16 protein-coding genes are annotated in these 13,054 nt (G+C 34.3%); 7 read left to right on the forward strand and 9 right to left on the reverse strand.

Annotated features, from left to right (window positions below):
- Positions 1 to 260 precede the first annotated feature (260 nt).
- Positions 261 to 443, reverse strand: a complete 183-nt coding sequence (locus ACZ11_RS07160; protein WP_049664870.1) for a hypothetical protein — start codon at positions 441 to 443, stop codon at positions 261 to 263.
- Positions 444 to 635: 192 nt separating this feature from the next.
- On the opposite strand from ACZ11_RS07160, the gene ACZ11_RS07165 reads away from it, so the two are divergent.
- A complete protein-coding gene (locus ACZ11_RS07165; RefSeq protein WP_049664872.1) occupies positions 636 to 1,034 on the forward strand; it encodes a hypothetical protein in 399 nt (132 codons plus the stop codon).
- A 273-nt stretch (positions 1,035 to 1,307) separates the two neighbouring features.
- Positions 1,308 to 1,559 carry a hypothetical protein gene (locus ACZ11_RS07170; protein ID WP_049664874.1) on the forward strand — a complete coding sequence of 84 codons (252 nt, stop codon included), beginning with the start codon at positions 1,308 to 1,310 and terminating at the stop codon, positions 1,557 to 1,559.
- 101 nt (positions 1,560 to 1,660) lie between these two features.
- On the opposite strand, the gene ACZ11_RS07175 is transcribed toward ACZ11_RS07170, so the two are convergent.
- The 3 genes from ACZ11_RS07175 to ACZ11_RS25005 all read right to left on the reverse strand — a co-directional run bounded on the left by ACZ11_RS07175 (position 1,661) and on the right by ACZ11_RS25005 (position 3,023).
- Positions 1,661 to 2,053, reverse strand: coding sequence for a YkvA family protein (locus tag ACZ11_RS07175; protein ID WP_049664876.1), 393 nt, complete (start codon positions 2,051 to 2,053; stop codon positions 1,661 to 1,663).
- A gap of 176 nt (positions 2,054 to 2,229) precedes the next feature.
- The gene (locus ACZ11_RS07180; protein WP_049664878.1) at positions 2,230 to 2,619 is read right to left on the reverse strand and encodes a hypothetical protein; all 390 of its coding nucleotides are present in this window, start codon (positions 2,617 to 2,619) and stop codon (positions 2,230 to 2,232) included.
- A 284-nt stretch (positions 2,620 to 2,903) separates the two neighbouring features.
- Positions 2,904 to 3,023, reverse strand: a complete 120-nt coding sequence (locus ACZ11_RS25005; RefSeq protein WP_082172703.1) for a YjcZ family sporulation protein — start codon at positions 3,021 to 3,023, stop codon at positions 2,904 to 2,906.
- 143 nt (positions 3,024 to 3,166) lie between these two features.
- Here ACZ11_RS25005 and ACZ11_RS26240 point away from each other — a divergent pair, with 143 nt between their 5' ends.
- Complete coding sequence (locus tag ACZ11_RS26240; RefSeq protein WP_161804447.1) at positions 3,167 to 3,319, forward strand: hypothetical protein; 153 nt, start codon at positions 3,167 to 3,169, stop codon at positions 3,317 to 3,319.
- Between the two features lie 107 nt (positions 3,320 to 3,426).
- On the opposite strand, the gene ACZ11_RS25010 is transcribed toward ACZ11_RS26240, so the two are convergent.
- The 3 genes from ACZ11_RS25010 to ACZ11_RS07190 all read right to left on the reverse strand — a co-directional run bounded on the left by ACZ11_RS25010 (position 3,427) and on the right by ACZ11_RS07190 (position 5,477).
- Positions 3,427 to 3,567: a YjcZ family sporulation protein gene (locus ACZ11_RS25010; protein ID WP_082172660.1), complete on the reverse strand. Its 141-nt coding sequence runs from the start codon at positions 3,565 to 3,567 to the stop codon at positions 3,427 to 3,429.
- A 704-nt stretch (positions 3,568 to 4,271) separates the two neighbouring features.
- Positions 4,272 to 4,418: a YjcZ family sporulation protein gene (locus tag ACZ11_RS25015; RefSeq protein WP_082172704.1), complete on the reverse strand. Its 147-nt coding sequence runs from the start codon at positions 4,416 to 4,418 to the stop codon at positions 4,272 to 4,274.
- A gap of 429 nt (positions 4,419 to 4,847) precedes the next feature.
- Positions 4,848 to 5,477: a LysE family translocator gene (locus ACZ11_RS07190; RefSeq protein ID WP_049664881.1), complete on the reverse strand. Its 630-nt coding sequence runs from the start codon at positions 5,475 to 5,477 to the stop codon at positions 4,848 to 4,850.
- Positions 5,478 to 5,796: 319 nt separating this feature from the next.
- On the opposite strand from ACZ11_RS07190, the gene ACZ11_RS07195 reads away from it, so the two are divergent.
- Positions 5,797 to 6,390 (forward strand): hypothetical protein, encoded by a 594-nt coding sequence (locus ACZ11_RS07195; protein ID WP_049664883.1) that lies wholly within the window; start codon positions 5,797 to 5,799, stop codon positions 6,388 to 6,390.
- A 601-nt stretch (positions 6,391 to 6,991) separates the two neighbouring features.
- Here the strand turns inward: ACZ11_RS07195 and ACZ11_RS07200 are convergent.
- Positions 6,992 to 7,627 carry a GDSL-type esterase/lipase family protein gene (locus ACZ11_RS07200; RefSeq protein ID WP_049664885.1) on the reverse strand — a complete coding sequence of 212 codons (636 nt, stop codon included), beginning with the start codon at positions 7,625 to 7,627 and terminating at the stop codon, positions 6,992 to 6,994.
- Between the two features lie 415 nt (positions 7,628 to 8,042).
- Here ACZ11_RS07200 and ACZ11_RS07205 point away from each other — a divergent pair, with 415 nt between their 5' ends.
- A complete protein-coding gene (locus ACZ11_RS07205; RefSeq protein ID WP_049664889.1) occupies positions 8,043 to 8,300 on the forward strand; it encodes a YjcQ family protein in 258 nt (85 codons plus the stop codon).
- Between the two features lie 338 nt (positions 8,301 to 8,638).
- Here the strand turns inward: ACZ11_RS07205 and ACZ11_RS07210 are convergent, their stop codons facing one another.
- On the reverse strand, positions 8,639 to 8,842 hold the full coding sequence (locus tag ACZ11_RS07210; RefSeq protein ID WP_049664891.1) for a hypothetical protein: 204 nt from the start codon (positions 8,840 to 8,842) through the stop codon (positions 8,639 to 8,641).
- Between the two features lie 891 nt (positions 8,843 to 9,733).
- Between ACZ11_RS07210 and ACZ11_RS27460 the strand changes: the two genes are divergently transcribed.
- Both ACZ11_RS27460 and ACZ11_RS07220 read left to right on the forward strand, forming a co-directional pair.
- On the forward strand, positions 9,734 to 9,901 hold the full coding sequence (locus ACZ11_RS27460; protein WP_201778502.1) for a hypothetical protein: 168 nt from the start codon (positions 9,734 to 9,736) through the stop codon (positions 9,899 to 9,901).
- A gap of 653 nt (positions 9,902 to 10,554) precedes the next feature.
- Positions 10,555 to 12,618: a serine hydrolase domain-containing protein gene (locus ACZ11_RS07220; RefSeq protein WP_049664894.1), complete on the forward strand. Its 2,064-nt coding sequence runs from the start codon at positions 10,555 to 10,557 to the stop codon at positions 12,616 to 12,618.
- The last annotated feature ends 436 nt before the right edge of the window (positions 12,619 to 13,054 follow it).

Genomic DNA, 13,054 nt, shown 5'->3' on the forward strand with positions numbered 1-13,054 from the left:
TAGTAAACATGAGTGACTTTTTTGTATTCTACCAAAACCTCTTGCTTGCGAGGAGATTTAGAAAGGAAAAGTGAACTGTAGGCGGTAGAGCATATTGTTGAGCTTACGTTGATAGAAAAAACTTCAACTAAGGTATGTCCGAATATGGGCAGTGAAAGAAGCGGAAAAGACTTAGTAATTTGCTTAGGAGAGCTAAGTGAATCTTGAGAGAGGATGTGCAATAGCATTAAGAAAAGCGTTACAATAAAGCAATGCTAAGTTCAAGAAGTTCTAAACAACTTTATAACACTAGAAACAAAACCAATCAATCCGCAAATCAAGAATATATATGCTACTAGTATTGACATAGCTTCTAAGTTGTTTGTAAAGATTCTATATCCTCCTACTGTACATAATGCTAAACCACTAACTGAGCTAAGTAATATTCTATTCTTTTCAGTCATAAAATCACCTCCAATAATTGGATCGATAATATGTTAACATAATTTTGGATATGGGTTAACTTATGTGCAGAAGTTTTTGCTTGGAGAATATCATGCAAACAATGACTTTAATAAACACTATGTGGGTTAATCGAAAGAAATGAACAGTATAGAAATGGTGACAATATTAGATTACAACGGGATATCGTCATATTGATTGCTGTTATTTTGACTGGATGCAATAAACCTATTGCTCAACCAGAAGGAAAAGTAATTGTAGATAGTGAAAATTATCCCATGATGCCAGGAGATTATCAGTGGAAGGAAAAGGAAGTTGAAATTAATACATTAAGTTCTCTTGATATTAATGGATTAGCAGATGCATTCGAAACATTAGAAGTAGGAAAAGGAGATACAATAAAATTTGAAATTGATCAAAACCCAACTTCTATTTTAGTATCTAAACTGAATGAAGATGGTACAAATGATAATGTTGAGATAAAGGATAATAAATTAACTATGCCGACGGAAGAAGGCTACTATATTTATGTACTTAAAGCAACATGGAATAAGGGGAAAGAAACTTTCGTTTTTGATGTTAATGTAAAGTAAATAAAGAGGGCATAGAAAGAGTGAAATTTTCTGAAGGCACTAACAGACAGAAGAATTACCTGTTTTGTTGGTGTCTCTTTTTTATTTCATTATGAAAATGTAAAATAGCACTCTACAAACGAGGGTTAGCTTTTTACAGTTTGTAATTATTAGGGATGCCATTATTTATTACCAGGTACAACCTGAGAATGAAAACAATTAAAGAAAACAAGTGAATCAACATATTTATTTGAATATAATGTTTGAAACTAAAAGAATTAGGGGGGCGGTGTAGTGAGCGATATAGATAAACGAAACAGATTAAGTGAAGAACCGTTTGACTATCAAATAACGAAAAAAGAAACGGTTGTCATATATTACGAAGGGAAACAAATTAAAATTGTAAAGGATAGAGAGGCTGAGCGTCTTATAGCAAGAATTAAAGAAGTTGAAGATAATATAACAGCAGTACAGTTATTATTAGCTAAAATTACGGGTAATTTTAAACGTGGTAACGAGAAATTTGGAAAAATGAAAAGAAAGTAAAACAAAGCAAAGGCTATACTTCCTGAATTTGCAAAGGTGGGTATGTGAATATTGGAAAGAAAATGTTCAGCAAGGAAGGAGTAATCTTACTGAACATTTCTTTAAATAAGATGAAAAATAATTTTACTAATCCAAGCAGCAAAGATTATCCAGATAATAATAAAAAGTATTCCAACAAACCAATTCTTTGGTTTTCCAGATAGTTTTAACTTTTCTGCAGCTTCTTTATTATCCTCAACTACATGTGGTGGAATTAATTTTAAAGCGAAGACAATTCCCAAAGGTACTATTATTAAATCATCAAGATACCCTAGAACAGGAATGAAATCTGGAATTAAATCTATTGGGCTAAAAGCATATGCAACTACGAGCATTGCCACAAGCTTTGCATACCATGGTGATCTGGGATCTTTATAGGACAGAAAAAGTACAAATAAATTTTGTTTTAATTTTTTTGCAAAGGCTTTTAATTTTGATATTAGACTGTTGTTCATTGAAGATCTTCCCTTTCATTACTTTGAAGTATAAGTTATCTCAGTAAAAAGGGAAATAAAAACTAATGAACTATATGAGGAAATGTTCAAAGTGGGAGCATTTTTGATTTTAAGGTTGTTCAATAAGTTCCCCACGTCAGTCAGTATCAAAGTTGCGCTCAATATATAATTTGATTTTAATTAATGAAATCTTGAGGAACACATTCACGAACGCCAGAATTTCTTAATGAGTTAAATAAAGCTGCACCGATTCTTAATAAAACATTGTTATCTGTTCCATTTTCTAAATCATAAATTACGTAGTATGCATTATCAACTGTAAAAATACATTTTCGTTCTAATTTAAATCCAGGTGGTACAGTTGGAAGATTAATAACTGGTCGAATCACAGGTGTATCCCCTTCATCTCTGATGAAATTGAAAGTTTGTTGGTCAATCTCATAGATATTAACTGGATCAATCTCTACACCTTGAGCTGGAATTGTAATTTCATCTTCAACTAATAGGAAAAAGCGTTCGTTTCGAAAATTGAAAAGACTTCTCGCTCCAATTTCAAATGATGCCATTTTATATTCACCTCCTATTCTAGTTAATATTTTATTCATATCGAATACAGATGTTTGGACAATTAGGAAGGTGGAGTGAAGATAGAGTAAATATTATTTTTTTAATCTTAAAATTAGCCATTCTGTTTCTAGACTGAAGTCAATCCTATAGGGTTAAAGTAACTATAAAAGGGTCACTTGGGATAGAAGTGACCCTTAGTAACAAGATTCGGAGGTGTAAGGCTAAATTAGTATTACCTTACAATAGTTATTAGCATTATATGCCGTAATGGAGGTATAGGGTATTAATAACCTCTATTCATGAAAGTAGCGCCGACAATAATTAGAAGAATGAACAGAACAACGACAAAAGCGAATGGGTTTCGTTCGCGACGCTCTTCGCGAAATTCTCCACAGTTTCCCATAAAATATCCCTCCTTTCTATAACCTATAATATGTAGAGTTATAAAAATGAGAGGTGGCATTAATCTAATTAATATTTTCTTTTTAAAAAAATATTAATGTTACGTATTTTGAGAAAGATTTTGAGAAGGGAGGAGATTGAAATATGAAAGCTATAGAAGATTTAGAAAAAAGACTTAGAGGTGAAATGGCTTCCAGAATGGATGATAGGGATATTGTAGACATCCTTGAAGTTCTTCAGGGTGCTAGACAGGAAATCGAACGTTTAAATCAAGTAATTACCAATTACCAAACTTAGGGTATAGCCATGTCCAATTTGTGATGAACAATAATTACTGCACAACTTTGAGGAAAGAAACTATTAAAGGGTCACCAGACTAGGAGGCGACCCTTAAATCGGAAATGTTAATATCCAGTCATGAATGTAGCGCCGACAATAATTAGAAGAATAAATAGAACAACAATTAAGGCAAATGTAGAACCATTACCGCCGCCGTAATAGCCGCAGTTATTAATGCCACCAACATTTCCACCATAGTATCCCATAAAGCACACCTCCTTTTTACAATATATAATATGTTAGCTGTAGAGAAGGAGTATGGTTGATAAACCATTTAGCTATAGGCATTAAAAAATATATTTTTGTGAGATAAGACCATAAAAAAAGGGCCACTTGGGATGGAGTGACCCTTAGTAAAATAGATTAGGAGGAGTAAGGCTAAATTAGCTTTACCTTACTATTATTATGATGTTATAGCTATGTTTGTATAGTGAATTGCCTGTGAAATAGATTTAAAATAAAAAAAGCAGTAGCGTCGTCAAATGATACGTTAAACTAATGAACTTTATGATGAAAGAAAACTAATAAAGGGTCACTCGGTTGGAAGTGACCCAATGTTTAGACTATTTAAACTTATAAACTTTCTTAACTTTCATTGAAGCTACCTCACCACAATTCGTACAAATAGTCAAAATTAGTGGTGAACTCGAAAAATGGAGCTCGAGTTTAATGGGTTTTACATTTGCCATAGATCCGCCTAATTTACCTTGTGCGAAGGAATCCTCACCATAAGCATTATAAACCAAATTATTACTTTTCGTATTATCTCCTTGTTATGTAATTTATGTAAATTTCATCATGAAAAAGCACTGTTGTCACCATACGCTACTGTAAACTAATGAACAATATGAGGGAGGGAAAGCAACTTTAAAAGGGTCACCAGGCTGGGGGCGACCCTTAATCGAAAATGTTAATACTCTCTATGCATGAAAGTAGCGCCGATAATAATTAAAAGTATAAATAGAACAACAATTAAGGCAAATGTTGAACCATTACCATTTCCGCCTCCATAGTAGCATCCATTATTTATACCACCAACGTTTCCGTAGTATCCCATAAAATATCCCTCCTTTCTATAATCTATAATATGTAAGCTGTTGAGAAGGAGTGGGGTGTTAAACCATTTAGCTGTAGGAATTAAAAAATATATTTTTGTGAGATAAGACAATAAAAAAGGGTCACTTGGGATAGGAGTGACCCTTAGAAAAAAGCTTCGGAGGAGTAAGGCTAAATTAGCTTTACCTTACTATTATTATGTGATAGCTATGTTTGTATAGTGAATTGCCTGTGAAATAGATTAAAAAAAAAAACGTAGCGTCTTCGCATCCTACATTAAACTAATGAAAAATATGAGAGAAATGTGCAATAGAAGAAGTGGATAAATAAGAAAACAGTCCCTTCAATCTGAAAGGACTGTTCAATCAAAGTGAACTATTTTAAATTTAATATAACATTTTTTAAATAGGGGGCATTGTTATACTCAAATTTATTGCGGGGCTTTCGTTTGAAGCAACTTTATCCCCATTCCAATAAATATCATTCCTGTTATCTTATTCAGAATCATTCCTACCTTTTGGTTTCCTCTTAGCTTTTTAGTAACATACGAGGAAAAATAAGCAACAAATAAACACCATAGTAGTCCGGTTGCTGTAAAAGTAAGTCCTAAAATTAAAAAAGAAATAGGACTTGATGCCTTAACATCTATAAACTGTGGGAGAAACGCAATAAAAAATAAAGAAACTTTTGGATTCGTTAAACTTGTTAAAAGTCCCTGTATATAAATTTTTCTTAAGTTTAATTTATTTGATGATGCTTCGAAACCGATGTTTGACTTATCAAGTATCATTTTAATCCCTAAATAAACGAGATAAATAACTCCAATAATTTTAATGGTGTTAAATAATACAATAGATTTTGTTAGTATGATCGATAAGCCAAAAGAAACTAATAACGTATGAACTAAGGAGCCAGAAATAATACCAAGCACAGAGTAAATACCAGCTCTTCTACCCTGTGAAATACTTCTACCAACAATATACATGGTGTCCGCACCAGGGATTAGATTTAATAAAATCCCTGTTAATAAAAACATTTCATAATTAATAATACCGTACATAAAGCACCTCTATCTCTTTTTTTGGGGTGCCCTTATCGATATTAAAGTAAATGAATGAAAAATAAAAGGTTTTTTTACAAGTGATAAAAGTGGTTTTTTGGAAAATTTAGGAACTACAATTGTTAGAGTAATAATTGGATTTTTGGTCAGATGATGAAGCAACTGGAAAGACGCTTTTTTTTAATACTTTTTTCTTTTATCAACTAATATCATAGGTTAGTTAAAAAAGGGAATTTATAGGTAATTGTAGAATGATTAAATATAATCTTCTATATTGTATTTTCAAACTGTGTACCAAATTTGATAGGAGTGACTATAATTGCCTTTTGATATTAATGAAGTATACCCTTATTGCCCATTTATCACCAGAACGGTGGAAGTTGGTGGACTTACTAAATCACAGCTTATTCAGAAATTGCAACAGTACTCTATCTTGATGAATGAGTATGGTGAGAAGTTATTTACTGATGATAAATTTACGACTTCTGATAAGAAATACAACCTACATACTGTTGAACTAACTGTTGGAGATCTTGGTTTTCCTGATGGAGCTAACACGGATCAAATCTTTAAAAGAGCTGTGGAACTTGGTTTGAAATTGTGTCCGCTTGAGCTAGGACCGCACCTAAGGATAGAGTATTTGGATCAAACTGAAGGTTATTCAGGGAATTCCTTACAGAAACAACAAGCTCCATCTGGCTCTATAACAATAGCATCCGAAATACTATCTGAAGACGATAATTTTCCTAAAGGTTTCTATCTTAGACGAATTAACGGTGTTTTATGGCTTCGTGGCTACTGTGCTGATCATCTACACGTGTGGAACCCTAACGATCATTTTATCTTTTGTCAAAAAACACTACTGGAAAAGAATAATGAACTTGAATATGTGAATAAGGTGAATGCGTTGTAATTCTCCTGAAAAGAGGAAATTAAAATTCCGTTTTTGAGGAGGTTATTTATGAAAAATAAATAAAGAATTCTCACTGTTGTATTATTTATTTTATTAGGAAATAGATATGTTTTTGTTGCTATTTCTAAATATGAGCCTTCGGAAAAATATAGTGAACTAGAAGCACTCAACTGAAACAAGAAAATGAGTATAACTCTGTATATGAATGGTCAAAGTCTTCTAATTTACATGGTACTCCATTTAGTTATAGTCTTATCATATTGGTTGTTGTCTGGAAAAATGTGGTTAGAGAAGATGCTTTTATAATCTCTGAGAAGGATGGTCTTCAAATACATTTATCAAACCAGCCAGAAGAGATTATTTTAGGAAGATGAATTAATAATTATCCAAAAGCAATAAATTTAATAAGTTTGCAAGACATCCTTAGGGGTGTTTTTGTTTTGCTTTAAAAAGTTAGTATCTATCAGAGTTTCTCATCCTTTGGTTATTCAGTATTTGCCTTACATGTTGTAAAAGGCTAACAATGATGGTTAGCCTCTTGCCTAATAATAAGTAACAGCTCATAAAACAAAAAGGATTTGATTATACTGACAGCCATTAGCTATAACGGGGAATATCCGAGCTTACTAAGAGCTAATGCCATTTGATAATATCCCCTACTATTAGGATGAACTCCTCCTGATGATATAAAAGCTTTTTCATTCCCTTTAAATACACTATAGATATCAGCTACTTTAACATTCATCTCCCGACCAAAGCTATTAATTAATGAATTAAACGCTCTAATGCCCTCATCTGCTATAGGAATATCACTAAATGGATTGTATAAATTCTGTAACCGTAAAATATATTTATCCTGTTTGTCTAGATGGTGAATTTTTTCTAATATTTTTGAGATGTTTTTCCCTGCTTGTTTAATAGCATGAGATATTATTTCCTCGTTCTTATTTATTAAAAATTCTTTAGCAGCGTTTATTAAATCATCCCCTCCAGCGGTTATCGTGATGATATTTGCACACTTTACAGCTTCCGTAACAAACGGGGCATTGAGCATTCTTAAAACATCCTCTGTTGTTGCCCCAGACCTTGCATGTTTTTGATAAGAAATACGTTTTTTTAAAATTTGCTGGCTTAGACATCTATAATATTCAACATATCCAGGGTCCAAAAACGGAACTCCAATACCCACAGTAAGGGAATCGCCTATCGCAAGATAACGTAAATGATTAAAATCCATATTTCACCTCAACTAATTAGTTATGTTCTTATAATATTCAGTAAAAGATGAATGGCGAACTTAGAATAATGGAGAAACTAAGCCTAGACAAAGATAGCAATTGTATACTCCACTGTACCTCTTTAAGGATTAGTTAGATCGAGTTTTTTCAAATAAAGGTACAAAAACAAACAAGATAATAATTATCTAAATATGTTTATATGGTATCCCACTGTATTTTCACCGAATTATAACATCTTGTTAGATTTGGAAAGAAAAAGCCGCAGCGTTTGCACACGCTATAGCTCAGAATTGAACAAATATAATGTAAACTCGAAGGGAGGTTGTGGCGGTAAGGCTTTTTATTATGGAGTCATTTAGTGACAAATATTTACTTTTATTCTATATTATTAAATAGATTGGAGGTAGCATTGTTTTGGATAAGGAAAAATTAATATTAGATATTCTAGAAGGATTAAATAATCAGGAAGAGCCTAAATTTTATGATTTTGAAATTGAAAAACATACATTCGGAGAAGTCGTTGAAGTGATCCAAGAAAAAGGGTTCATTTCTGGTGCGAGTATTTATCGTGAATGTCTAGAGAATAAAGTAATATCGGTTTCCTTGAATAAGGCCAAGGTTGAATCGAAAGGATTAAATTACATAGAAAATAATATTATGAGTCACGTCTAACTGGTGTGGCTTTTTCTTTTGCTTTGAAACTTTAAATGCAATGAAAGGCGAAAAGCTTATAATGTCAAAACTCTTCATAAATATCGTTTATGGTTTATTATTAAAAGGCTTAAAGTTAAGTAGATTTGAATATTTTAGCAATGTAAATATAAAACAGCTGGAGAAAATGAAGTATTAAGTTTTGTAAAGCAAACTCTAAAAGCGAATGTAGAAGAATTAATTAGTGAATATCTAAATAAATGAAAACCAGGTACTTAAAAGAGTACCTGGTTCAGTTTGTAGACAATTTTTAAATTTTTTGAGTCTGTCTACAAAATAAAATAGATCAACTTTTTTATTCAGTTATACCAAATTGATAATAATCTCATAATATCATCTGATATAACTAATACAAACACTAAGACACTAGTGACGATTGCATATTTTTTTGCTTTCGTATTAGCCTTATGGAAGGTAACAATAATTGTCTGAAAGCCAAAAAATACAATTAGAGACCATAAGGCTGGTTCAATAATTAGAGCAAATAAAGCTTCTATTGCCACTAAAATAACCTTCTTTCATTGTTAAGGTAATTACAGTGAAGTATCCACCCAGTAAGTTATTACATACTCTAAAATATACATAATTTGTATAAGGATTTCCATATTTGTTACATATTACTTGTGTTTTTATTTCAACATATGCCAATTAATCTAATGTTTCCTTTGGACGAAATACCCTTGATCTAGAAAATTCCATTCATAAGCATCTACAGCTGTCGAGTAAGCTCTAGAGATTTCGTCATAAGCTCCTTTATAATTACAAAAATATGCCTTAAATCTCATATCTACAGAAGGTGCACGAAGTCCAGCGTACACTGTAGCCCCTGTTACACTACTATAACCTGAACCGTTACTCCAACTCCCACCAGTGCTACCACAAAAGTAAAAGGTGTTATTAAATTAGTATCACTATCGATTAACGGTTCAATTACATTTCCTTCCTCATCGTAAAAAGTAGCTTCACTAAAATCAACTCCAGTTACTGAACCTCTGAATACGTCGTGATTTGAGAATAAGGAGTTGGATGTTCCGTACCCAATCTTCGTTTAAAACTGACTATTCAGTTGTGAAAGATGAATCGATCCGAGAGGAATTAATCGTTGAACAGTAACGTACTCCATAAAGTCCTTCTAACTGCTTGGATATTTCAGCAAGCGAAGGATAACTATGAAATAAGTCGCTTGGTGCTGGAATGTAAGACTAAACTTGTCATTTCTTGCGCTTACCCGGGAAATTATTTTTTATTTCCTAACCTGTAACCACTTTTCAAAATGACTATTGGTAAGGCTGATAAAAAATAATGCGGTGGTTGAAGCTTCACAATATGGTTTTTGTTAATTAAGTCTGTGATTAAAAATTTGAATATTACTTTAAAAGGAGATTCGAGGGCAAATGGCAAAATTCAGATACGTCTATACAATTTTTTGGAACGATCCTCGTGTGGTTGAGGAAATGACAGCAAAGGATAAATACTTCTACCTGTATTTGCTGACAAATGAAAGTACAACTCAAATTGGCATCTATCAAATTAAGCAAATAGCTTTTGATATGGGTTACTAAATGGGGAGTGTTGGAGCATTACTACAACGCTTCAGAGACCATCACAAGCTTATTAAATACAATGAAGAAACTCGTGAAATAGCTATTAAAAACTGGGGCAAATACAACCTGAATCGTGGAGACAAACCGATTCTTGATTGTGTGAAATCAGAACTAAAAAGAAGTGAAAGATACTTCATTAATTCAGTGGGTAGGCGAAGTAGACTCGAATGATTCTGTACGTAACGTCTCCGAGTCGTATTACGATATGTCACACGATACGTATAACGTAACGCAAGAAAATGAAGCAGTAATGAAGCGGATATCTTGGTGCTGAAGCAGCCAAAGAAGGAGCAAATAAAATGAAAACAGCTAAACTTGTGCAACTTGCAAATAATGTAGCTGCAAAATAGAAGATGACCAGCAAAGCTAATTTAGCTAGGGGGTCTTTATTATTTACTTAGTCATTATCAACCATAAGTCTTAAGCCTGATAGGGTATCAGTCTATTATTGTATTTACGAGTAAATAAAACTTTGATATTCTATTTATGGGAAATATTTCTTAATTAAGGGGGGCAATAAAGGTGTTAAAGTGAACAAAAAATTATATTTTTGGGGCATTAATTAATGTTTTAGAAAGTGTATGTCTAGAAATCAAGGAGGCAGTTCTTTTATGAAAAATAAACTATCTGCGGTGTTAGCCGCTACATTAGCGTTAACGATGAGCCTACCAACAGGGGCTATGGCGCTTTCTAGCAGTCAGACTACGGTTGTGGCTAGCCAAGAATTAGCTAGTCAAGAACTGAAAAAGATCGCGGCAGAAAAAGCTACTTTACTCACGAAATCCTATGAGACGACTAGCGTGCAGTATGCGCTAATTGATAATGGCAAGCTTATTTTGTCGGGTCAGACAGGTAAGAACGATATGAAAGGGAAACAGCCGCTGACTAAAGATACCCTATACGGGATTGGTTCAGTCAGTAAAATGTATGCAACGGCGGCTGTGATGAAATTGGTCGACGAAGGAAAAGTGGATTTGGATACTCCTGTTGTCCACTATGTTCCTGATTTCAAAATGAAAGACGAACGATACAAAAGCATTACGCCACGTATGCTGTTGAACCACTCCTCCGGCTTACAAGGTAGTACGCTTAGTAATTCATTTTTATTTAATGATAAGGATACCTATGCCCATGATAACTTGTTGCAGCAATTGGCGAACCAGAGCTTGAAGGCGGATCCTGGCGCGTTCTCTGTATACTGCAACGACGGTTTTACGCTAGCCGAGATTATGGTGGAAAGAGTCAGCGGTATGAGCTTTACCGAATTTATACATCAACGGTTTACTGAACCCTTAAAGCTAAATCATACGAAAACGCCGCAGGACAATTTGGAAGACGATAAGCGAGCAGGTCTTTATTTTCCAACGTTCCAAGGACAGCTTCCTACTGAATCGGTGAATGTGATTGGTACGGGAGGGATCTCTTCCACAGCAGAAGATATGGTGAGATTCTCACAAATATTTATGGGACAGGAAAAAGGAATCCTCTCTGATAAGGCAGTCAAGGCGATGGAGCAAGAGGAATATAAAAAAGGAATGTGGCCAGGGGATGGAGATAATATTGTAAACTATGGTCTTGGTTGGGATAGTGTGAAACTATATCCATTCAGTGAATATGGGATAAAGGGCTTGGCTAAAGGCGGCGACACGGCACTGCAACATGCTTCACTGGTCGTACTTCCTGAACAGAAGATGGCAGTGGCTGTGTTGTCCTCCGGCGGCAGCAGCACTACAAATCAACTGATGGCGACTGATATACTGCTCGCCGCGCTTAAAGAGAAGGGCACAATTAAGGATATCAAGCCGAACAAATCCTTTGGCAAGCCGGTCAAGGCCAAGATGCCTCAAGACGTAGCAAAGCAAGCAGGTTTTTACGGCAATAGTTTCAGTCAATTCAAAATAGAAATTACGAAGGATGGAGAACTGATCTTACCATCTAATCCAGAAGAAAAATATGTATATACTGCGGATGGAAGCTTTATTAATGCGGAAGGTACCTCCAAGTTCAACTTCGTCACAGAGAAGAATAGACGAACATATTTGAGGGAGAGCACATTTATATCGCTGCCAGGCTTAGGGCAAGCAATGATTACACAATATGTAGCCGAGAAACTAGAAGACAATGTGCTATCGAAGGAAACCACTGCCGCATGGGCAAAGCGGGAAGGCGTCAACTTCTATCTTGTGAGCGAGAAATTTAGTTCTATGCAATATTTAATGATGCCTTCCACACAAATTACTAGCAAGGAAGGCTATTGGGAAAGCAGAAAAATTACAGGCCCTAACACGGCGATGCATCAGTTCCAAATACCTGTGATGGGTGGCCGGGATACGTCGGAAGCCCGTTTCTATACAGAAGGCGATGAATATATGGAGATATCCGGATCTTTATACGTAAGTGAATCCAACGTAAAACCACTGGATGCAGGCCAATCATCCAAAGTTACGCTGCAAGGAAATGGGCATGCGAAATGGTTTACGATCCCACAAGCGGCAGCAGGAAAAACGATGACCGTGGCGTTGCCATCAAAGAGTTCGTTCGCGGTGTATGATGAGGAGGGTGTATGCGTCAATTTTACTGTTGTGAGCGGCAATAACAAAGTAAAACTGCCGAAGAACGGAACAGTTGTATTTGCTGGCGCGCCGAACTCGGAATTTGCAATTACGTTGAACTAGCTACAGCAAAAGCTGGTATTGCAATTGGATATTATGATGAAAAATTTAAACCACATAACGAATTAAACGTGCTCACATGGCAGCATTCTTATCTCGTGCAATGAAATATGTAGAGGATAATATATAATACACAAAAGTCACTCATTTGAAAAATAATGAGTGACTTTTTTGATTATGATTTTGTAGTATTGTACCTGCTCAATGCTTTTGTATTTATGTTTAAAATAATAGTACCCCAGAAAGTACCCCAATTAAAAGATTCTATACGAGTATATTTGGAATAATACTAACCCCACAAACATTTTGGGGGCACTTTTCCCTTATGCTCTTTAATGGCTATGATTTAGAAATTATTTAATCTATTATATTAGGATAAGCCCTAGTGAGATAAATGTGCTTTATTGGAGGTTAATTAACGAAAAGCACACCACGTTTT

The sequence above is a fragment of the Lysinibacillus xylanilyticus genome, assembly GCF_001183605.1.
GTDB lineage: Bacteria > Bacillota > Bacilli > Bacillales_A > Planococcaceae > Lysinibacillus > Lysinibacillus xylanilyticus.